Annotated in this window: 17 protein-coding genes; 8 read left to right on the top strand and 9 right to left on the bottom strand. The window is 38.1% G+C overall.

The window, feature by feature from the left end:
• Positions 1-167: 167 nt before the first annotated feature.
• Positions 168-1259, bottom strand: a complete 1092-nt coding sequence (locus tag EHW67_RS08005; protein ID WP_126161857.1) for an FAD-binding domain-containing protein — start codon at positions 1257-1259, stop codon at positions 168-170.
• 51 nt (positions 1260-1310) lie between these two features.
• A complete protein-coding gene (locus EHW67_RS08000) occupies positions 1311-2054 on the bottom strand; it encodes an SOS response-associated peptidase (RefSeq protein ID WP_126161856.1) in 744 nt (247 codons plus the stop codon).
• Between the two features lie 107 nt (positions 2055-2161).
• On the opposite strand from EHW67_RS08000, the gene EHW67_RS07995 reads away from it, so the two are divergent.
• Positions 2162-2419, top strand: a complete 258-nt coding sequence (locus EHW67_RS07995; protein WP_126161855.1) for a hypothetical protein — start codon at positions 2162-2164, stop codon at positions 2417-2419.
• A 388-nt stretch (positions 2420-2807) separates the two neighbouring features.
• Positions 2808-4046 (top strand): PAS domain-containing sensor histidine kinase, encoded by a 1239-nt coding sequence (locus EHW67_RS07990; protein WP_126161854.1) that lies wholly within the window; start codon positions 2808-2810, stop codon positions 4044-4046.
• Between the two features lie 164 nt (positions 4047-4210).
• Here EHW67_RS07990 and EHW67_RS07985 read toward each other — a convergent pair whose 3' ends face one another.
• Complete coding sequence (locus tag EHW67_RS07985; RefSeq protein WP_126161853.1) at positions 4211-7654, bottom strand: PAS domain S-box protein; 3444 nt, start codon at positions 7652-7654, stop codon at positions 4211-4213.
• A gap of 629 nt (positions 7655-8283) precedes the next feature.
• Here EHW67_RS07985 and EHW67_RS07980 point away from each other — a divergent pair.
• From EHW67_RS07980 to EHW67_RS07965, 4 genes are all read left to right on the top strand, one after another.
• Positions 8284-8823: a dihydrofolate reductase family protein gene (locus EHW67_RS07980; protein ID WP_126161852.1), complete on the top strand. Its 540-nt coding sequence runs from the start codon at positions 8284-8286 to the stop codon at positions 8821-8823.
• Between the two features lie 39 nt (positions 8824-8862).
• Positions 8863-9189 carry a DMT family transporter gene (locus EHW67_RS07975; protein ID WP_126161851.1) on the top strand — a complete coding sequence of 109 codons (327 nt, stop codon included), beginning with the start codon at positions 8863-8865 and terminating at the stop codon, positions 9187-9189.
• A 267-nt stretch (positions 9190-9456) separates the two neighbouring features.
• Positions 9457-10884 (top strand): exonuclease domain-containing protein, encoded by a 1428-nt coding sequence (locus EHW67_RS07970; protein WP_126161850.1) that lies wholly within the window; start codon positions 9457-9459, stop codon positions 10882-10884.
• Between the two features lie 47 nt (positions 10885-10931).
• On the top strand, positions 10932-11624 hold the full coding sequence (locus EHW67_RS07965; RefSeq protein ID WP_126161849.1) for a ferredoxin reductase domain-containing protein: 693 nt from the start codon (positions 10932-10934) through the stop codon (positions 11622-11624).
• Positions 11625-12009: 385 nt separating this feature from the next.
• Here EHW67_RS07965 and EHW67_RS07960 read toward each other — a convergent pair whose 3' ends face one another.
• The 3 genes from EHW67_RS07960 to EHW67_RS07950 form a co-directional block, all read right to left on the bottom strand.
• Positions 12010-13368, bottom strand: coding sequence for a hypothetical protein (locus EHW67_RS07960; protein WP_126161848.1), 1359 nt, complete (start codon positions 13366-13368; stop codon positions 12010-12012).
• 63 nt (positions 13369-13431) lie between these two features.
• Positions 13432-14067 carry a GTP cyclohydrolase I FolE gene (gene folE / locus EHW67_RS07955; RefSeq protein WP_126161847.1) on the bottom strand — a complete coding sequence of 212 codons (636 nt, stop codon included), beginning with the start codon at positions 14065-14067 and terminating at the stop codon, positions 13432-13434.
• A gap of 2 nt (positions 14068-14069) precedes the next feature.
• Entirely contained in the window at positions 14070-14735 is a 666-nt protein-coding gene (locus EHW67_RS07950; protein WP_126161846.1) for a ferredoxin reductase domain-containing protein, read from the bottom strand.
• A 191-nt stretch (positions 14736-14926) separates the two neighbouring features.
• Between EHW67_RS07950 and EHW67_RS07945 the strand changes: the two genes are divergently transcribed.
• Both EHW67_RS07945 and EHW67_RS07940 read left to right on the top strand, forming a co-directional pair.
• Positions 14927-15610 (top strand): RNA polymerase sigma factor, encoded by a 684-nt coding sequence (locus EHW67_RS07945; RefSeq protein ID WP_126161845.1) that lies wholly within the window; start codon positions 14927-14929, stop codon positions 15608-15610.
• Positions 15611-15973: 363 nt separating this feature from the next.
• Positions 15974-16360: a hypothetical protein gene (locus tag EHW67_RS07940; protein WP_126161844.1), complete on the top strand. Its 387-nt coding sequence runs from the start codon at positions 15974-15976 to the stop codon at positions 16358-16360.
• Between the two features lie 128 nt (positions 16361-16488).
• On the opposite strand, the gene EHW67_RS07935 is transcribed toward EHW67_RS07940, so the two are convergent.
• The 3 genes from EHW67_RS07935 to EHW67_RS07925 form a co-directional block, all read right to left on the bottom strand.
• Complete coding sequence (locus EHW67_RS07935) at positions 16489-17460, bottom strand: NAD(P)-dependent alcohol dehydrogenase (RefSeq protein WP_126161843.1); 972 nt, start codon at positions 17458-17460, stop codon at positions 16489-16491.
• Positions 17461-17983: 523 nt separating this feature from the next.
• Positions 17984-18892: a leucine-rich repeat domain-containing protein gene (locus tag EHW67_RS07930; RefSeq protein ID WP_126161842.1), complete on the bottom strand. Its 909-nt coding sequence runs from the start codon at positions 18890-18892 to the stop codon at positions 17984-17986.
• 125 nt (positions 18893-19017) lie between these two features.
• Complete coding sequence (locus EHW67_RS07925) at positions 19018-21354, bottom strand: helix-turn-helix domain-containing protein (RefSeq protein WP_126161841.1); 2337 nt, start codon at positions 21352-21354, stop codon at positions 19018-19020.
• Between the last annotated feature and the right edge of the window lie 35 nt (positions 21355-21389).

The following is a 21389-nucleotide window of genomic DNA, read 5'->3' as shown; positions in this document are numbered from 1 at the left end:
TCTCCGTGGCTTTCAACAATAAAGGATTTTATTACAGAATACCCACGGTGGTAAATAAGGCTTGAAAATTATAATGCAATATGCTGTTAAGTTGGATATTCCAAAAACTATGGCAGTAGAAAATTGTAGACCTTTAGTTTAATGCTCCGGCCATTGGTTCCTTAAAGTTATAATTCTTTTTTGCATTTTTTCCAGAATGCGAAAAAAGAAGGGAAGAAACCTGTAATAGAGCTCATCCATTCCCTAGCTTCTTTCTTGCCTTGGTAATGACAGTTGGTAGGGTGCTCTTTATAAACAATATGATCAGGATTGATATGCCCTTTTAATTCCGAAAATTCCCCAACATATATTTTTATGCCTTGGATATTTTTTGTCAGTTCTAAAGCAAAATCAATGCATTTTTGGTTTACGGGATTTTCATTGTAGAAAGAGGGTTCCATTAAAAAAATCCGCTGTACTTCCTGGTCCTTATACCAATAGGGATCAATATTATAATAGTTATAGATCAAGGTTGTTTTATCCTTGTCCAATGAAAGGTTTTTAAATTCGGGAAGCGTCATTTGAACCTCAAAAGGAACGGTGTCTTTTAAAGTTTTTGGGATATCCAAATTTTCAAATGCACTGTATTCAACATCTAAAAAAGTATCTTTCTGTGTACTTTTAAAAAAATTGTTGATGTTGTCTTGGTTGGCATAATACTTCTTGTTGGAAAATGCACCAGCTACCCATTGCCAACTTAAAAAGTTACTGGCGGAATCACCGTCCAATAAATGACTATACATCCATTTTGCTGGTTCAAGCCAATGTGAATTGGCAATGTTGCAGCATATGGATGCTACATACATACGCATATGGTTATGCATATAGCCTGTTTTATAGAGATGTATTATTGCATGGTCTACTGCCTCTATACCGGTATTGGCCTGCACAATGGCTTGTGGAATTTGATAATTTGATATGGGGGTTTGTGCGTTTTTTAGATCTTGTCTGATGCCATCATTTTTTGCTATCCAAACTTGTTGCCAATAATCTCTCCAAGCTAATTCCTGAATTAGCTTTTCTGTTTTATGCCTAGGTAGCCCCAAGGATTCTACGTGGAGATAAACCTGTTTTGTTGTTATAACCCCTCTGGAGATATAAGGGCTTAAGTAGGTTAGCGCTCCATCCTTGTAATTTCTGGTTGCCGCATACTTTTCTGGTTCTATTTCCCTTAACCTGCTTTCTATTGCCCGTATATCTGTAGGAAAGTTTATGGTCATAATAATTTTATTTTCACATGACATATGTATTCAGGGCAAATAAGGGGCAATCTAATACTCGATCTCCAATTCCTTATAGTGCACTTCCTCAATAATATCCGCTCTGTTAGAATCTATTTTGGGATTGTATAGATCCTTGCTAATTGGGTAGGCCTTGATTGCCACATCATCCAAGTCATCTGTTATCATATTTTGGATATCGTCTTGGTTGAGGTCGTTATTCAGCCATATCTGTACATTTTCATCATTTAAAATTACAGGCCTCCTGTTTTTGGTGTTGTGTATTTTTTTAAAGAGGGGAGTAGCCGCTTTGGTCAATATGGTGAAGGTATTATAGCCATCCTTGGTAGTTGTGTAGATTCCGGCCAAGCTAATAATGGATTTATCTTTTCGTTCAAAATAAAATGGGATCTTAAATTTCTTGGGTGCTGTATGGGGCTCGTAAAATCCGTTTACAGGTATAATACAGCGTTTGCTCATAGCACTGAACCTGTAGATAAAATGATCAAAGAGCTTTTCGGAACGTGCGTTTAGTCCGGCTCCATACCTAGCCGCATTTTTATAGTAGTTTTTAAAATCTGCACCGTTGTGGTCCTGTGGTATAATACCCCACATGGAAGGGGTTATGTGGCTACTGCTTTCCTGAGGGATGATCCACAGTAAAGGGTGTGCCCACCCGTTGGCATGGTTATAGGTAAGCTCACCCTCTATAGGAGTCTTGCCCATTAATTTGGAAACATTATAGAACTTTTTCACCTCTTTGGAAGTAGACGTTACTCGGGTACCAAAACACATATAACTAGTTTTACCCCAATTTAAGAATTTAACTTTTCTGTTCTGGCTTCAAAAGCAAAATTTTGTAATTTTGGAAAATATCCATAAAATAGGATTATATCCATATAATGAAAAATATTGTATATAGAAATCATGATCGATATGCCATTAAGCACCTGCTGATGGAAATAGGGGCCCACCAGTTGAATAAAGAATGCCAGCTGATGAAACTTCCCTTTCCTAAAAGGTTGAGTCTTTTCTATATTGAAAGTTCAGACGATTGTGTTTATCTGGTCTATAAGTATTATGAAGGCAGCAGAAAAGTAATGAAATTGGACCGATATGAACTTCCTGAAGTTGGCTGGGAGCGGGTTTCTTTAGAGTGAACAATTAATAATTTGCAATAAATACAGTGCATTACGGGTAAGTCTGCCGTTAGGCAGGTGCAAGCGATGTAATCTACTTCTTACGCCTACTTAGAACATAATAGACAGTCTCTAGGCATAAGCCAATAGTTTTGGGAGAAGAGGGAAGAAAGAGTTCCAATATAAGAAACTGTCCCCGTTTTAGTGTCAGGACATACCAATTGGCTATTAACAGTCATCTTCAATAAATAGTGGCCTATTTTATGTACACAGTGGCATTTCATTAGATTTATATAAACTAAGGAACAAGTCAATTTTATTGGTTAAACTTCATTCAGATATTAAATGGTACCTTACTAACTAATGAAAATTGTAGCTTTGCCCCTTGAGTTTAAATTTTACCAATATCATGTGGAACACCTTACTTAGTCCATTTAGGCGGTTTAAAAAAAGAAAGAGAAGATCTCGAAGAGAGTTAGAAAATCAGATTACTGAACTTCAAAAACATAACGAAATACTTCAAGCGCTTTTATCATTTCATAATGAAGATGATCGTTATGAGGAAAGTGAGAAATACGCTAATACCATACTAAATAATATGGGTGACGCGGTATTTGTTAAGGATCATAAAAGTAGATTCCTTTTGGTAAATAATGGGTTTTGTGACCTCATGAACCTTCCTAGAACAGAAATTATTGGTAAGACCCTTGCAGAAAATATTCCTCCCAGTGAAATGGGGGGCTTTTTAAAAATTGATAGGCAGGTTCTTTCCAATGGTATCGAAAATATTTCGGAGGAGGTTCTAACGCTGGAGGGAGGGGAAAAGAAAATTATATCAACTAGAAAATCACGGTATGTGGACGCTGAAGGCAATAAGTTCTTGGTTGGTGTAATTCGGGATATTACCATTAGCAAACGGGCAGAGCAAATTTTAACGGCAAGTGAAATTAAATTAAGGGAACTTAATACAACCAAAGACAGATTGTTCTCAATTATTGCCCATGACTTAAGAAGTCCGTTTAATAATATATTGACCTTGTGCGATATTTTAAACAAATCCATTAAAAATACGGAAGTAGAAAACAGTGAAGAGTATATAGGCCTAATAAATGCTACCGCTAAAAACAGCCTGGTATTACTAGAGAATTTATTGGATTGGGCTAAATCACAATCGGGTGAAATTACTTTTGAATCAGAAAAAATTAGTATATCTGATGTGGTACATGAAATATTGAAACTTTCACGTTCCATTGCACAAACAAAGGGAGTGACCATAAAGGTTGCCAAATTGGATGAAATTGAGGTGTTTTCTGATAAAAAGATTATAAAGACTATTATGAGGAACCTTATTTCCAATGCCATAAAATATAGTGAACCAGGGGGGGATATTACTATCTCCGCAATTGAAGAGGAAGAACAGGTGAAAATTACTATTTCAGATACTGGGGTGGGAATAGATGATCAAACACTTTTAAAGTTGTTTGGTTCAACAACCAGTACGCCCAAGCCTGGAACACGAAACGAAAGAGGCTCCGGTTTTGGCTTGGTACTTTGTAAGGAATTTGTGGAAAAATTAGGAGGTAGTATTTGGGTAGTAAGCGAGGAAGGAAAGGGTAGCGATTTTAAATTTACCTTGCCGCTTAATTGATTCCCAACGATTGTTTTAGCTCGGCAGGCCGCAATTAAATAAAACAAATAATGCCCCCTATAGGTGATTCTTAGGTTGCTACCATGAATAATTGGATTAGCTGAAGAGGTCGTTTATAATAGTGTAGAACCTTATTAAAAGTGCATCTTTAATGTTAGGCTACATTATATTTTGTTTTCGGTATTGAAAATGGATTTGGATTTCTCCACAATATCCTTAATTATATTGTCCAATTCCATGGCAGATTCTAGGATATGATCTAACATTTCTTCTTTTTCCGAGGTATCAAGCATGTCCTCCTTGAAGAGTTCAATAATACCCATTAACCGGGCAACAGGAGCCCGTACAATGTGCGACTGCGTCCAGGCAATTTCCCTCAATTTTTTGTTCTGCTCTTCTATATTAAAACTATATTCCTTTAAATCCTGATTTAGGCTTTCCAAGGATTGTTCATGTATTTTACTAAGGGTGATATCTGCCATGGAACCAACTATCCTGGTGGCTTGGCCTTCTTGATTTCTGACAATTATGACCATATCTTTTACATATGCATAGTCCCCATTGGCCTTTTTAAAGCGGTACTCTCCTTCCCATTTTTTGGTTTTAGGCTCGTTTAATGCTGCATTGAACGACTGCATTACGAGGGGTAAATCATCGGGATGCAAGGAATCTTTCCACAATTTATAGCTATTCACATTTTTATCTATATCATAGCCAAATAGGGTTTTAAAACCTCTGCTGAAAGATAAAATATTATCGTTGAAGTTTCTGTCGTAAATGGCATCATTGGTGGCCTCGGTAGCTATTTCAAAACGCTCGTTGGATTGTCTAATTTTTTCTTCGGCGGCAATACGTTCACTAACGTTTTTAATAAATATAGATAATCCATTTTGGGAGGGATAAACACTAACCTCCAGCCATAAATTAAATGTAGGGTGGAAGGCTTCAAAAACGACTTTAATATTGTTTTGCCGCGATTTGTTTAAGTTTTTATAGAAATCATACTCACTGCTATCTGGAAACATTTCCCATAATGGTTTGTCCAAAATTTTCTTTCTATCAATCCCCATTAGCTCCTCTGCCTGCTTGTTCCAATAGGAAACCGTCCAATTGCTGTCCACGGAAATAAAGGCATCTCCTATACTCTCAAGGATCTTTCGGTTTTCCTTAAAAGCCTTTTTATAGGCGAGCTGAGCTACTTTTAGTTCATGAATGTTTTGGATACTCCCAAAAAGTCTTATGCACTTATTGTCCTTAAATTCTGAATGCCCTATCATTCTTACCCATCGTTCCATACCGCTTTCAGTAACAATAGGCATTTCAATATCCCAAGCCTCGCCATGGGTAGTAGCGTTTTGGAAATAGGTAGCAATTTTACTGCGATAAGGTTCTATTTGGTAAAAGTTTTTGGTTTTTTCCACACTGGGTATGTAATCCTTGTCAACACCATATATCTTTTTGGCATTATCGGACCAATAAATAGAATTTGTTCCCAAATCCATTTCCCAACTACCAATTCCCGCCAATTTATTGGCCATATTCAAAAGTTCACGAAGCTTTTTGTTTTTGGTGATGTCCTTGGCAATGGCATAAATGAGTCCGTCTTCAGGAGACGGACTGGACGTCCAACTAAGCCATATGGTCTTACCGCTTTTAGTTATGTAGCGATTCTCCTGATTGTATATTTTTTCGAAATCCTTCAATTTGTTATGGGCATTGACGGTCAGGGGACGGTCATCGGGATGAACAAATTCCAAATACGGTCTGCTAAGCAACTCTTTTTCCGAATATTCCAAGAGTCGGGCACCGGCTGGATTAATTTTTTTGAAGTAACCATCGGTTCCCGCAATACAAACTATATCCGGAGCAAATTTGAAAATCTGGTCCAATTCCAATTCCAGTCGCTTCCTATTTATTTCTGCTCCTAAATGTGCCTCCAATTGAAGGAAAAATTCTTGATTTTTAATTGGGTTGCGGCTGTCTTTTTCAATCCCCAATACCAATACACCAATTATTTTTTGATTATGGGACAATGGGATACCCACGGCTGTCTCTATGCCCGCAGCTTCCGCAGCTTTATTTCTGACAAAACTTTCTTGGGACTTTAAATCTTGCCAGAGCTCTACTTGCCTGTTTTGCCATACGGTTCCTGGCAATCCTTGCCCATAGGATAGCGGCTGGGCAGTACTCTCTTGCTGATAAAAATTATAGCCAGATTCTTTATTGGCATGGTTGGCACAGAGTTGCATTTGATTGGCTTCCAGATTGGGAAGCCAGATTTCTCCAAAAGCATATTGGCCAAAATCCAGTAGATGTTTAAGAACCCGCGTTAAGCATGCCTGCAGGGTTTCTTCTTCGTTAAAATATCTACTGATATCTACCAATAATTTCTTTTGGAGTTCTTGATTTTTTTGTTCAGAAACATCACGCTCAATAGATACCCAATGAGTATACCAACCGGTTTCATCGGCTACGGGGTTTAAAGAAATATTGGCCCAAAATTCCTCCCCATTTTTTTTGTAGTTTATAAGTGTACTCTCATAGGGCTCCCATTTGCGAATGGCCCGACTAAGCCTTTTTAATTCTTCCACATCTGTTTTTGGACCCTGCAGGATTCGGGGCGATTTTCCAATTACTTCCTTGGCAGAATAACCCGTCATTTTGGTAAAAGCCTCATTTACATAAATTATCCTAGGTCCTGGCTCATCAAAAGGTTCTGCCTCGGTAATCACAACGGCATCCTTGGTATTGGTAACCACCGATTCTACCAAACGCAATTGATGTTCTTCCCTTTTCTGAATACTGATATCCTGTACAGTTCCTTCAAATACCTTGGATTGACCTTTTTCGTCCAGAACCAACATGCCCAGTTCATGAACCCATTTTATGGAACCGTCCGGCAATATGATTCTGTGGGTGAAATCATGTATTTTGTTATGGGTAATGGCTTGAGTGTTAATCCTGTGAAAGGTATCCCTATCATCTGGATGGATCGTTGCCAAAAAATTGGCATAGTTGAGTTGAAAACTCTCTCTGTCCCTATCCCATATTCTATATACCTCTTCAGACCAAGTGAGGGATGAATCACTTAAATTAAGACTCCAATAACCAAGTTTGGGATCGGGTTGCTTGTGGTTGGGAATAGGCTCTTGATGCAATCCTATTAACGTAGCCGCTTGTTTACCCAAAGCCAAAAGGGCTTGCTCCTGATCTGCCTTCAGCTGTTTTGGCTGGCTGTCCCAAATACACATAATGGCTTCCACCTTATCATTGGTGCCCAATATGGGCACAACAACGAGGAAGGCTATTTTGGGGCAGATTATATTCCCCTTGCTATCCTGAATTTTTTGGTTCCCAGCAGTTGGACCCAAAATAAATAATTGCTGGGGTACCGTCAGCAGATGGTTAATTAGTAAACTTTCTAAATTGTTTTTTAGGGCAATCTTTTTATTAAGGGATGTAATTTCATCAGGGGGACTTAAAAGGGCCGTATGAGCCTTATTTGTACCACAAATAACGGCCGCCAATTGCGCCAGGTCACTTACTAGATTAATGGGCAGGGTAAGTGGTAAAAAGGAAGGAAAAGCTGCAAGGTTGTTATTGACCATTAATTGTATTCTTTTAAAGAGGCCTACCCCAATTTTGTTATCAATTTCAGAAAGCTTTTAACGTAAAACTCCTACAAAGCTATAACATCTTTGGTTGATTTAGTTTTAGGTGTAATTGTTTTGGCAATTCAATATTTTTTCCATTAATCAGGAACAATTTAATATAAATTGAATTTTAATGAATATATGCTAGCTTTTGTAGCAGTTAACATTGAATATATTAAGTATTTTATTACAAAAGTGTAAGCTGTTGCTATTGTAAATTAACATATAACACGACAAAACGCCAGAAATAATCGTTGAAATGCGTAGTTTTTAGTTTGTAACAATAAGGCCAATACATCAATCCTTCTCTAAATCCATGTGGTTATGCCAAACTATCATGCTTATAATTTAATGTAAGGTATAAGTTTTATCTAGTCAATTGGGCTCATATGGGTCTTAGATAAAGTAAGTTGAAGTAGGTGTTTTTGAGAAAGCCATTCTTGGATATTAAGTATTAATTCCCATACTTATTATTTATCAACTTCTAGTCTAGAAAACGGAAGACTTGCAGCGGCGAACAAATATTGTCTATTTAATATAATTCATTAGTATTTATGACATCTTAAATTTCTAAATTTACACCTATGGAAAAAAGAAACTCGGTATTTATTGCCTGCAGTTTGGATGGTTATATAGCGGACCAAAATGGTGGTTTGGATTGGTTGTATTCTGTTCCAAATCCCGATAGGGAGGATATGGGATATAGCGCATTTATGGAGCAGATAGATGCCTTGGTAATGGGACGCAATACCTTTGAAAAGGTCTGTAGTTTTGACTGTGATTGGCCATACAAACAACCAGTTTTTGTGCTGAGTAGTACCTTAGGGGCAATTCCTGAAAAGTATCAAAATAGGGCCGAAGTGGTAAATGGGTCATTACGCGAAATCTTGGAAATGATACATCATAAAGGCTTAAAAAGATTATATATAGATGGAGGTAAGACCATTCAGGGCTTTTTAAAGGAAGACCTAATAGAGGAGATGATCATCACAGTTTTCCCCATTGTATTGGGTGGTGGCAGTCCCTTATTTTCGGAGCTTCACAATAATGTGGATTTTAAGCTGAAAGGGTCAAAGGTATTTTTGGGTCAACTGGTACAGAACCATTACCAAAGAGTAAGATAATATAAACAGGAGAGGGATGAAATTAGGTTATAGATTAATATGAATTGGATTTTTCTTGTTATTGCAGGCTTGTTTGAAGTGGCCTTTGCTGCATGTTTGGGCAAGGCAAAGGAAGCCTCTGGTTTGGAGGCATCTTATTGGTACCTTGGGTTTTTAGTATGTTTGGGCATTAGCATGTTTTTGTTGGTTAGGGCAACCCAAGAATTACCTATTGGGACAGCCTATGCCGTATGGACTGGTATTGGCGCCGTGGGGACCGTATTGGTGGGTATACTGATATTTAAGGAACCGGCCACTTTTTGGAGAATGTTTTTTATTTTCACTTTAATAGGTTCCATAATTGGGTTGAAGTTTGTGTCCAATTGATTTAAAGGTCATACCTTTCAAATTTTGCTGTGTATTATGGACTTATTCATAATTTAGATATCTATTGAGATATTCACGGGATAATAATAGGGATGATACGAAAATAAAAAGATGTATCCCTAGAGTCTACATTTTGTTTTAGGACTACTATATAAATCTATTGTTGTTATTTAACTTTTATTAAAGAACAGTAAAAGTTAAATTCAATAAATGTCAGTCGATTGAGCCTTTCTTTTTTAATTTTATGCCCCAAACAGGGGAAGTATAGTGTACGCCATAGTTGAAATAGAAACCACCGGACTTAGGGGAGAGGACAATAGAATTACCGAAGTCTGTATTTTGGTACACGATGGCGATGAGATAATAAAAGAATTTACTTCCTTGGTCAATCCGGAAGTGTCCATTGGTTATAAGGCCTTAAGGAAAACCGGTATTAGTGATGAAATGGTACTGTCCGCACCTAAATTTTATGAAATAGCCAGGGAGGTGGTAGAACTTACACGGGACTGTATATTTATTTCACATCATGTAAATTATAATTTCAACGGTATTAGGAATGAATTACAGTCTTTGGGAGCCAGCTTTAAACGCAGGAAAAAATCAACCTTAAGCTTATCCCGCAAAGTAATTCCGGGACAGCAAAGCTATAGTTTGGGAGCCTTGTGTACTCAACTGGGGATTCATCTTCCGGAACGGTATGGAGCCAGGGATAAGGCAAAAGCAACGGTGAGTTTATTGGAGCGGTTATGGGCGCTGGATAGCAATGGGGTTATAGATTTTAATTTGAACGGTAAATCGGCCCAAACTAGCTTGCCCCCACAATGGCCTAAATCAGCGGTGGCTTCCCTACCAAATGTCACAGGAGTTTATTATTTCAAAAACTCCGAGAAAAAGATTATCTATGTGGGGAAGGCCAAGGATATAAAACAACGGGTTTTAAGTCACCTGTATAGTAAGGCCCACAAAGAAATGCGACTCTGTTTTGAAACGGCCCACATTGACTATACCCATACCGGTAGTGAGTTGGTTGCACTTCTTTTGGAATCGGATGAGATAAAAAAACACCTGCCTAAATATAATCGTGCTCAAAAACGGATCGGGTATCGCTATGGAGTAGGGGCCTACCTGGACAAAAACGGCATAACCAACTTGTTTTATGATCGCTTGAGTAAGATTAAAACCCCATTGGCATGCTTTTATAACCAAGGGGAGTGCACGGCCTTTTTGGAGGAATTGTGCGAGAACTTTGAACTTTGTCCACGGTTTTGCAATTTACAGCAAATTTCCGGTGCCTGTTTTCATTTTCATATTAAAAAATGCCGAGGTGTTTGTAGGGAAATGGAAAGCGTGGAATCCTATAACCAACGTGTAGATAGGGCGTTAAAACCAATTGAGGGGGATACAAAAACATACATTATTAAAGCCCAAGGTAGAAAGAAGAATGAAGAGTCGGTCATCTTGATAGAAAATGGGATTTATAAGGGATTTGGATATTTGCATAAAAGAAGAAGAATTAAGTTTTTTGATGATTATAAAAAACTAATTACTCCAATGCCCGATAATAATGATGTTCAAAAAATCCTAAGACGATATTTAAAGAGAAGCGATAGGGAATCCTTGTCTTTGGATTATCGGCAGGAAATGCTAAGGCAGAACAACGGCACTATAACGGTTATAAAGCCAACAGAAATGTAACGTATTTAATCTATTTTCATCAAATTATAGTAATAATTATAATTAAGATGAAGGGCTTTACGTTTCCTTACCGGGTAAAAATATTGGAAAAAAATTATCTCACTCATAATGTAATCCAGTTTTTAATTCAAAAACCATACGGGTATTTCCACAAGCCGGGTCAGGCCATTGAATTGAGTATAGATAAACCGGGCTATGAGCTAGACCTTGCACCTTTTACTATTACCAATTTAAATAATGACCCCCATTTGGAATTGACAATTAAGGTTAGTACAGACCCTAAAAGTCTTACCTATGGATTGGCATCAAGCAACATAGGGGAATATGTTCAAATAACAGAAGCTTGGGATTCTTACCAATACAAAGGTAGTGGTATTTTCATTGCAGCAGGAACTGGAATTACCCCTTTTATACCCATATTAAAGGAGTTGGAAGTAAAGGGAGATGATATACACCAACGACACCTCTTGTTATACGCTAATAGGAGCAGGGAGGATATTCTTTTTTATTCCAAGTTAAGGAAGGTTTTGGGAAAGAATTGTATCCATGTTTTAAGCAGAACCAAATATTCTGATTCCATCTTTGGAAAAATCAATCTACAGGTCCTAAAACAGTTTGTGCATAACTATAGCCAGTTTTTTTACATCTGCGGGCCTATTAGGTTCGAAAAGGATATATCCCAGCTATTGTTAGAAATGGGCGTAAAAAAACAATGGATCCAAACGGGACATAAGTTTTAATTATTTTCATGACATCACCTCCGTTTGTCTAAGATTGGAAAATGATGATTACTCAATTGGGGAAACGAAGATTTGTTGAAAGTAAATTTAGAGGGATCCAGAATGGGAAGTAAGTAATTAAAAGCTTTTTTCTAATCAAAGATGGTGAGCGGAGGACTTTGTACTCCCAAGTGTAATATCAATTAATAGGTATATAAAACCATATCCTATTTTGCTCCCGCCGTCGCATATTGATTATCAAAAGGGACCCCACCTTGGACTGTATAACAAGGGTACATCAGAGGGTTTTAACAAAGACAAAAATCAAAATACCCAGTAACATTCGGGTATTAACCTTAATGTTCTGGGTATTTTTTACACCAACCATAAGCAAAGAAGTATTTATCTAAATAGATTTTAGATAGGCTACCAAGTCTGTTTTTTCTTCTGTGGATAGTTCTAATGCAAAATGGGCATCATAGTGGTCTATTACCTCCTGAAGGGTTGCGAACCTACCGTCGTGGTAAAATCCACCTTTCATTCTGGCGAATAATCCCCGTAAAGGCGTGGTTCTGTACATTCCTGTTGGGGATCTTTTTGCTTCAAAGTCATCTATACCTATTTCTTCGGCACTATGAAGGTTGTAGCCAGCATCGGTAAACATAGGGGCTATGTGGCAACTAGCACAGTCGGCTTTCCCATTAAACAATGCCTTGCCACGTGCAGCCGCATTAGCGTCAAAACTTCCTTCCTCTGGGATAGGGGCGTTTAATGATAGCTGGTACGCTTGTAATGCGGGCAGTTTGGGGCTGATTAAATCCGGATCATTGCTAATCGCTCCAAAGTTGTTTTCGGCGGCAATGGGGAACTGGGTTGCATTATTAAGACGGGAGTCTGTAAAGTTGCCTTGCCCGTGCATTTCCAGATTGGCAACAAAGGCATTCCAATACACCATATCGCCCCAACCTGTATAAGTGGCTAAATTAACACCTTGTAACCCATAAGCGGCAGGAATTAGGTTGGCAGCAATTTTGCCGTTAGGATCTAGGGCTATGCCATCAACAAATAGTCCGGCGTTGAACTTACCTGGTCCCCAGCCAGTGAGGACGGCTTCTACGGTAGGCTCATCTACGTGAAGCAAGTCGGCTAGAAATTTCTTGTTATCCGTTAGGTTTACAATCCCCCCAACGTTTAAGTCCCTATTGGGATACCCGTCCAAGCGCTTTCCTATACCTTCACTGAACGAATTGTCTACAGTAGAATGGCATAACGCACAATTTATGCCCACTGCTATCATATTTCCAGTTTCATCAAAGGTGCCCTTTACTCCAACCACAGCATCAAATTGTAGCAGAGCAATAGTGGTTGCAGGATCATTTAAGTCTACCTCTCCTGCCTGAATAGCGTCTACGAGCTGGGAAGGTAAAGCCTCGGAATCTACCTTTAGGCCAACGGCCAAAGCAGTAGCCGGACTAACACCTTCTCCATAGCCCCCATTGGTTTCTCCCAGTATGGCTTTGTCAAGGTGTAAAATATCACTCCAAAAAGCCTCATCACCAAAGGTGTCATATCTAAAAATTTGTTTCCCCTCGGCAACTAAAGCAGGATCAAGATGAAGGGTTAGAGTGTCTGTCCTAGTTTCAATAATGGTGTCGTTGACTATTTCCGTTAAGGTTTCGGTAATGGTTTTTGTTTTGGTGCAGCTGCCGAAACTGATAAAGATCAGGAGTATGCCCACTAACTTGATTAAATTGGATGCTTTCATAAGATATTATGTATTTGTTTTAAGCTTTTGATGAAATAATGCCAAAAGGGTTACAAAAAATAATCAAGCTAAGATGGACGCTAAGAATTGACTTCGGTATTTGTTTTTCTTGAACCTCCCTGAGAAAAACTTTGTTTTGGTAGCACTATTACTGTCCTCAACGCCTCTGGAGGCTACACATAAATGATGGGCTTCTATGGATACCGCCATATCATGGGTTTCCAGAAGTTTCATCAGGGTATTCCCAATTTCTACGGTTAATTTCTCCTGTACTTGAGGCTTACTGGCTAAAAATTGGACAATTCTATTGACTTTGGATAGCCCTAGCACTTTATTGTTGGGTAGATACCCAACATTGACCTTACCGAAGAATGGAACAAAATGATGTTCGCAATAAGAATATAGGGTAATGTTACGGATTACGATGATTTCCTTATAAGCATAGTTATTTTCGAAAAAGGATATTTTAGGAAAATTGGCATTATCCAAGCCTTTGAATATCTCATTAACATACATTTTGGCCACCCGTTCAGGGGTGTCCATTAAACTGGGATCGTCAAGATCAAGATCCAGGGTCTCCATTATTTTTTTAAAATAGAGGGCAATCTTCTCTATTTTAGTGGACTTGTCAAGTTCTAATGTCATTGGCTTTTTTCCGCTATTGGTTGTATACCCAGCTGTTGTTCCGTTCACTTTCATAATTAATTACCCGTTTGAATATTAGTTTGTTTTACTCCGTATTTTATTAGGTCTTTTTTTACGCTATTCATGAAGCTTTCGGGACCACAGAGATAGAATTGTTGATTTGGCTCCTTTATTCTACTTTTCAAATAGGCAAAGTCTATCCTACCGTAATCGTAGGTTGAAGTTTGTTGTTTACTCAGGATATTAAAAAACTCGCTTTTGAATAATTGGGTAAGCTCGTCCTTAAGGATAATATCAGTGCTACGGCGGTTGGCATAGATCAACCGGTGGTTTTTAAGGCCATTCTTTTTGTTCAATTCCCTAAACATTGGGATAAATGGGGTTATGCCAGACCCGGCGGCAATAAAAACACCTTCACCCATATATTGGTAAGAATCCCATGCCTCCGTAATGATTAAGGAATCTGTGGTATTGGCCTTGGATATTCCTTCTGTTAGTCCATGGTGTTCAGGATATATTTTTATGATAAGGCTCAAGTGCCTGTCCTTTGGATTGCTAACTAGCGTAAAGGGGGCAAATTGCTTTTTAAAGTTGGGAGTCTTAAGCGTTAATTCTATAGCTTGGCCAAGGGTGTAGGTAAACCCCGAGGGTTTTGCAATTTTTAACCGCACCACATTGTGTGTTATCCTCGTTGTTTCTATAATTTTCACTTCGTATTTCAAAATAGATATGATTTAATTAAATAATAAGTAGTTGTTTCGTAACTTGTAATGAGTTGATAATGTGCTTTTTGTAAAATCTCATATTATCTTTTATAAGCATATGCCATGAGTTTTGATGAAAATAATTGTATGGGGTTACAAAACTTTGTAACCTTTTTAAAGCATGGGCATCCAATACTTAAACACTTATTATGAACAATTGTAAGCCCATTAGAAAAGTAAACATATCTTCTAAAGGAAGCATTTCAGATGCTGCAGTAGTTAAAAAGGTACTGCAAGGAGATACTGAATTATTTGAAATCCTATTAAGACGTTATAATGAACTGCTGTATAGGACTATCAGGAGTTATATAGACAGGCCTGCTGATATTGATGATGTGATGCAGGAAACTTATATAAAAGCGTTCCAAAAACTGTATCAATTCAAAAACGAATCCTTGTTTTCTACTTGGTTGATACGCATTGGAATTAATGAGGCTCTACAACGTAAAAGAAAATCCAAAAGACATAAAACGGTGGATATTTCCAATGAAAAGGGCGTCATACAAATTGCGGATATATCCATCATGAATCCAGAAAGAAAAACGATGCACTCAGAGTCTCTAAAAATTGTAGAAATGGCCATAGACCAATTGCCTGAAAAGTATAAAATTGTCTATATGCTGAAGGAAGTTCAAGATTTGGAAATAGCAGAAATAGCAGATTGTTTAGGCTTAAGCAATAGCAATGTAAAGGTAAGGCTGCATAGGGCTCGGAATATGATGAAAGTGTCTATAATGGAACTAACTGATGCAAAAAATGCCTTCGAGTTTGGCAATCAAAAATGTGATCGTTTAGTGGAACAGTTAATGACCAAAATACATAACCTTCCTTAAAGGTGACGCTTGGCGGTATGTAACCAAAACCTTGGCCCCCTGCCTAAAAAGGCAACTGTTACAATGAGCTGCAAAAAAGGATTGCCAGAAGCTATTTGCTAGCTTTGTCATTACTTAGGGGTATCACATAATAGAAGTCAATAGGGAATACAACAACTACAGTTTGACCCTTTCTTACCCTGTTTTCTCGTAAGCAGCACACCATGCATTATATCATTTTAATCAATATTTTTAACTGCCTACCTATTATTCCTTCTTTAGTCTCACCTACCTATCTGCAATAAAATAGGAATACACAAAAAAATGTAACCCCAATAGCCTTAAGACATCCAATAATTAAATACTAAATTAAAATATAGCGTTATGAATGCACAGACACAGTTTGTAAGTACCATTTTGAAATATACTTTTGGCTTGGTGCCAATTGTAGCAGGTTTGGATAAGTTTACTAACATATTGGTAGATTGGACAACCTACCCTGCAACTTGGATGATAAATTTGATACCTTTTGATGCCGGAACTTTTATGGCTATGGTAGGGATCATTGAAATTGGGGCCGGAATTCTAGTGTTGATAAGACCATGGCTGGGAGGTATGGTTGTTTCTGCCTGGTTGCTATTAATAGCAGTGTCCCTTATTCTTGGGGGTCATTATTTGGATGTTGCCGTGCGCGATGTGGTGATGGCGATTGCAGCTTTTTCCCTAGCCAAATTGTCTTCAAAGCCAGCTAGTAGTGGCTTGGCATCTTAGTAATTTATTGGCAAGGAATCAATTAAGCCAAGAAACTTAACTTCTCAGTATCCTATATTTGACAATAGAGCTTAGGCGTCAAGTTTTGGCAGCGGAAAGGGCAATGTATATTTCACTTTTGCTCAGCACTATAGGGAAATAACCACATTGCCTTTCTTACGTCCAGTTTCTATATATCTATGAGCTATTGGTACTTCTGCCAAGGAATATGTTTTGTCCAAGACCACTTTTATCTTGTTGTTTTCCAGTAGCCTAGTGATTTCCTGAAGCATGGCTATAAGTTTGGGTACGGGCAAAAGGCCTGTAGCGGAAAACTTAGCTTTTTTACCACTAAATTTAGAGGTCCACAGCATTTGATATAGCAGTGGTATACTTAGTACAGGTGAAAGGTAGGTACCATTTTTATTGAGTACTTTTTTGCTTTCAAGGAACGAGCTCTTGCCCACAGTATCAAAAATAAGATCGTAACAATTACCTGTTTCGGTAAAATCTTCCTTTGTATAATCTATGGCATGATCAGCTCCCAGCGATCTTACCATATTAATATTGGAGGAACTACAAACGCCGGTAACCTGTGCTCCAAGTTGTTTGGCCAATTGTACCGCGGCAGTACCTAAGCTGCCAGAAGACCCATTGATCAATACATGGTGACCTTTTCTTACCCTGCCTAATTCCTTTAGGAAATTCCATGATGTCAGAGTTCCATCGCAGATGGTAGCAGCCTCATTAAAGGATATATTTTTGGGCTTTCTTAGAATGATCCCGCTTTCAGGGATACATAAATACTCGGCATTGGTTCCCTGTCCAAAGGTAGACTCTCCAAATGCATGGTCTCCTATCTGAAAATGATTTACATTTTTTCCTATGGCTTCAATAACTCCAGAAAATCCGGTTCCGGTTATGGGATGCTTAGGTTTGCTAAGGCCTAAAAATAGTCTACCATATAATGGTTTTCCCAAACGCATCATGGTATCTGCAGTGGTTACACTTGCGGCTTTGATCCTTACGAGTATTTCATTTTCCTTGGGCTCTGGTTTGGGTATTTCAACTAGTTCAAGAACATCTGGGGAACCGTATTTTGCGGTGCTAATGGCTTTCATTTTTTTTACTTTTAATGGTTAATAGATTAAATCACCTTACTATTATCAGGTATTTAGGATCGCCTTTTTCTATAGCAATACATGGACAAATGTATCCTACAAGCAATAATCAATCGTTCTAATTTCGTAATCGGAACATAATTAAAAATGTATTCCCTTTCTTATATACACATTTTCCATTACCATTTTAGGGGAACATATGCAACAAAGGATGGTGCTCATTCTATTGTAAATAAGGTATCTTTCGGCAAGTACAAATGCAGTAGGGAATGGGCCAATAACCTCTTGCCTTATTGGTATAGGTATTGTATATAAAGAGCATCTTAAGACTATCGTTGGCAATCCATATAAACTCAATAATTTGTTGACCATTCCTCCGAATACGCCATAGATTAAAAGCAACTAGGTATTGGTTTACTAACTTTAAAAATCACTTTTTTAACAATGAATAGAATAGGTTTATGACAGCCTATAGATTAAGAGTTTTATGCCTCATTAGGTTAGTCCAAAACTCGGTTTTTAATTATTCACAATGGACATTTAGTGCCTGATTTTCGGATATGGAGACGTTGGCTATGTTTTGTCCATTTTGGATTTTTATGCAACTTAAATAAGGGTTTCTGTCTACCTTTAAGTCAACTAGTTTTTGATTGTTGCCCACATCCAGATCTGTAAGCGAATTACTTGAAATATAAAGGTGTGTTAACTGTGTATTATGTTCAAGGTCAATGCTCTGAATTTGGTTGTCCGATATCAAGAGGGTTTCCAACAAGGTATTGGAGCTAAGATTTAAGGTAACTAGCTCATTGGAAGTCAATAGTATGTTCTTTAAACTCTTGGCCGCTCCCATATCTATGGTATGTAAAAGGTTGTGGGAGGCGAGCAATGTCTTTAAGGATGCATTTTGGATTATTAGTTCCTGCATGTCGTTAAAGGAAATATTTAGATTTTTTAAGCGGGTGGCTTTGGCCAATCCTACTATAGCATTAAGTTGGTTAGACTGTACATCCAAAAGCAATAAATTTGTATTGTTGCTAATATCGATACTGGAAATATAGTTTCCCGCCAGATATATGGTGTCCAAAATGGTATTGGAACTTAGATCTATATTCTCAATATTATGTTGTGTGGCAATAAGCTTCTTTAAATTGACAAAACCTTTAATACCGGATAAATCGCCTATTACCCTATCACTGGAATAAGGTAGTTCCAAAACATCTACTTGGGTAGCATCTTTCGCCAACATTTTTTGATTGATAGTACCATCCGTGTCTATACCTTGGTCAACCAATATTGCTTCAAAACTAGAATCTGGAATATCCAAATATAGGTCTTCCGCCTTGTCCAATTCCTTACTACTGCAAGAGGTCAGTAGAATGGTAATTAAAATGGATAAGGTAATCACAACCTTAATAATAAAATTTCTGGCCATAATAAAATAGTTTTCAATTAATGTTCTAATACAATCCAATTAGATACTTACATCTGATTGGGATTTATTTAGGACAAAACTAAATGATATGTTAGAGGCTGTCGTTCGGTTTTGTAAATTAGAACCTATTGGGCAACTATCTCTTTCCAATAGGCCCTTGGTGTAGTTCCCATTATTTTTTTAAAATAGGTATTAAACACGGTCTTGGAGTTAAAGCCACTATCGTAGGCCAAAGCTAAAATAGTGAGCTGTCTTTGTGAGGGGTCGGCCACTTTAGCCTTAAAAGTTTCCAATCGGTAGGAATTTACAAAGTCGGCAAAGTTCTTTCCATATCCTTGGTTTAGAAGTTGGGACAAATGATTTGAGGGAATCTCCAATTTTTCAGACAATGTTTTTAGCGTTAGGTTGGGATCCAGATATGGCTTTTCCTCTGCTAACAACTTATCCAATTGTTGCTTATACGCCTTAAGCTGTTTTTTATCAAATAGCGACTTTTGATATTTTCTTTTAGTGGTTTCCAAGGAACTGTTCTTTCCCAAGACTTCTATCTTGAGTTCTTGAAAACGTGGCATTTTGTAAAAAGGTTTAAGTATGGGTTCTACAAATATATAGATCATCATTGGCAACCTATTAGCTATGCCTTGTTCTATTAGCTGTATGGTTTTTGATGTCCTCCCCAGTAATGCATTGCACATTATAAGTAGGTTTAGTGCCCTGCCCATTAGATCGGTTTCCAAGCTAGCTTCCAATTTGGCTATTCCCTTATCGGCTTGTTCGGTATCTCCTAAAGCGGCATAGGCCATTGTGGTTCCTCCCAATCTCATCACGTCTTCCGTCTCGTCTTGGGGCAGTTTTTCAAAAAATGCCAAGCCTTCCTTTGCCTTGCCCATCAATAATAGGGCCTGACCCCAATATAAGGTCGACGTTTTAAAATCCGATTTGAGTTCTACTGCTTTTTCGAAATTTACAATGGCAGCGGCATACTTTTCCTCACAGTAATCTATGAACCCTTTTAAATGATAATTTACGGAGGAAAAAGGATCTAGTTGAAGGGCTGTTTCAATATAAGTGCGTGCCGCAGCATATTTACCTTCGGCTACCAAGGTGGAGGCCATGCTAGGGTAATAGTCAACCAGCGGACCTGCTTCATAGACTTTGTTCAAATGCTTATAGGTTCCTGGTAGGTCCCATTTTTGAATGAGGCAGGCATACGATAAATGTAATTGACATTCCGGTAAATCTTCGTCTATTTCTATGGCCTTGTCCAAGAATGGCTGTCCTTTGGCAAAGGCTATATGTAAAGGGAGCAATCCTATAGTTCCCAAAAGCGTATATGCCAAATGCATCCCTAGATAGGGCAATGCAAAATGAGGCCAATCCTCAATGATTTCTTCCAAAATTGTAATTCCCTTATCAATATCGGCCTTTCCCATCTTCAGGATGTGATACCTACTTCTTAAATAACGTTGATAGATAGTCACCGGTACATCGTGGGCTTTAACCAGTTGTTCCTCAATTTCAAAATGGCCTATGTGCTCCCGCAATCTTTCCGCAATAAGCAGGCTTATTTCATCCTGAACGGCAAAAACATCCTCTAAAGAGCGGTCAAAGGTTTCGGACCAAAAATGATAATCGTCCCGTACGTCTATCAGCTGGGCAGTGATTCGCATCTTATTATGGGATAATCGTACGCTTCCCTCCAAAATGGTAGTAACATTTAGTTTCTCTCCTATTTCTGCAATGGGAAGGTTTTTATTCTTAAAATGAAAAGCCGAGGTTCTGGAAGTTACTTTTAGTCCCTTAATTTTGGCCAGTGCATTTATGATCTCTTCTGTCATTCCATCACTAAAATACTCGTTGTCCGTATTGGAACTCATATTTACAAAAGGAAGTACAGCAATGGTCTTGGACTCATTTTTAGGAACCTCAGAAAGATCGGAACGACTGGGCACTTGTATACCTTCATTCCTTACCGCAAATATTTCAACCGGTTTAGCAATATTCTTTAGGCTAAAATGTCCCAAGGACAAGGTGGGAATATGGGGATGGTTTTTAAGCTCATCATTTAGTTTACCCGAGAGGAGTATTGAACCTGCAATTCCCAGGCTCTCTATTCGGGAAGCCAAATTCACCCCATCGCCATAAACCTCCGTTCCATCAAAAACGATATCTCCCAAGTGCATTCCTACGCGAAGCGGCACGGTGTTTTCCTTTTGCAAGGCCTTTTGTATAGTTATAGCGCATTCCACGGCCTCCAACCCACTGGAAAAAACACTCAGGGTTCCGTCGCCATAATACTGTAGGATATCTCCATTATGAAGTGTATGATTTTTTTCGAACTCCTGCCTATGACGAGCCCGCATTTCCGCTGCGGCATTTTCATCCCTCTGCATTAGAGCAGTGTATCCCACAATATCGGTAAACATTATGACTGCAATACGGCGGTTTTTATTGCTTGGCATTAGTTTTTGGTCTTAGATATTATTGCTTAATAAGA

Source organism: Arenibacter aquaticus, assembly GCF_003957295.1.
GTDB classification, from domain to species: Bacteria; Bacteroidota; Bacteroidia; order Flavobacteriales; family Flavobacteriaceae; genus Arenibacter; species Arenibacter aquaticus.
The sequence above is the reverse complement of the archived record's forward strand: the minus strand, read 5'-3'. Positions and strand labels throughout refer to the sequence as shown.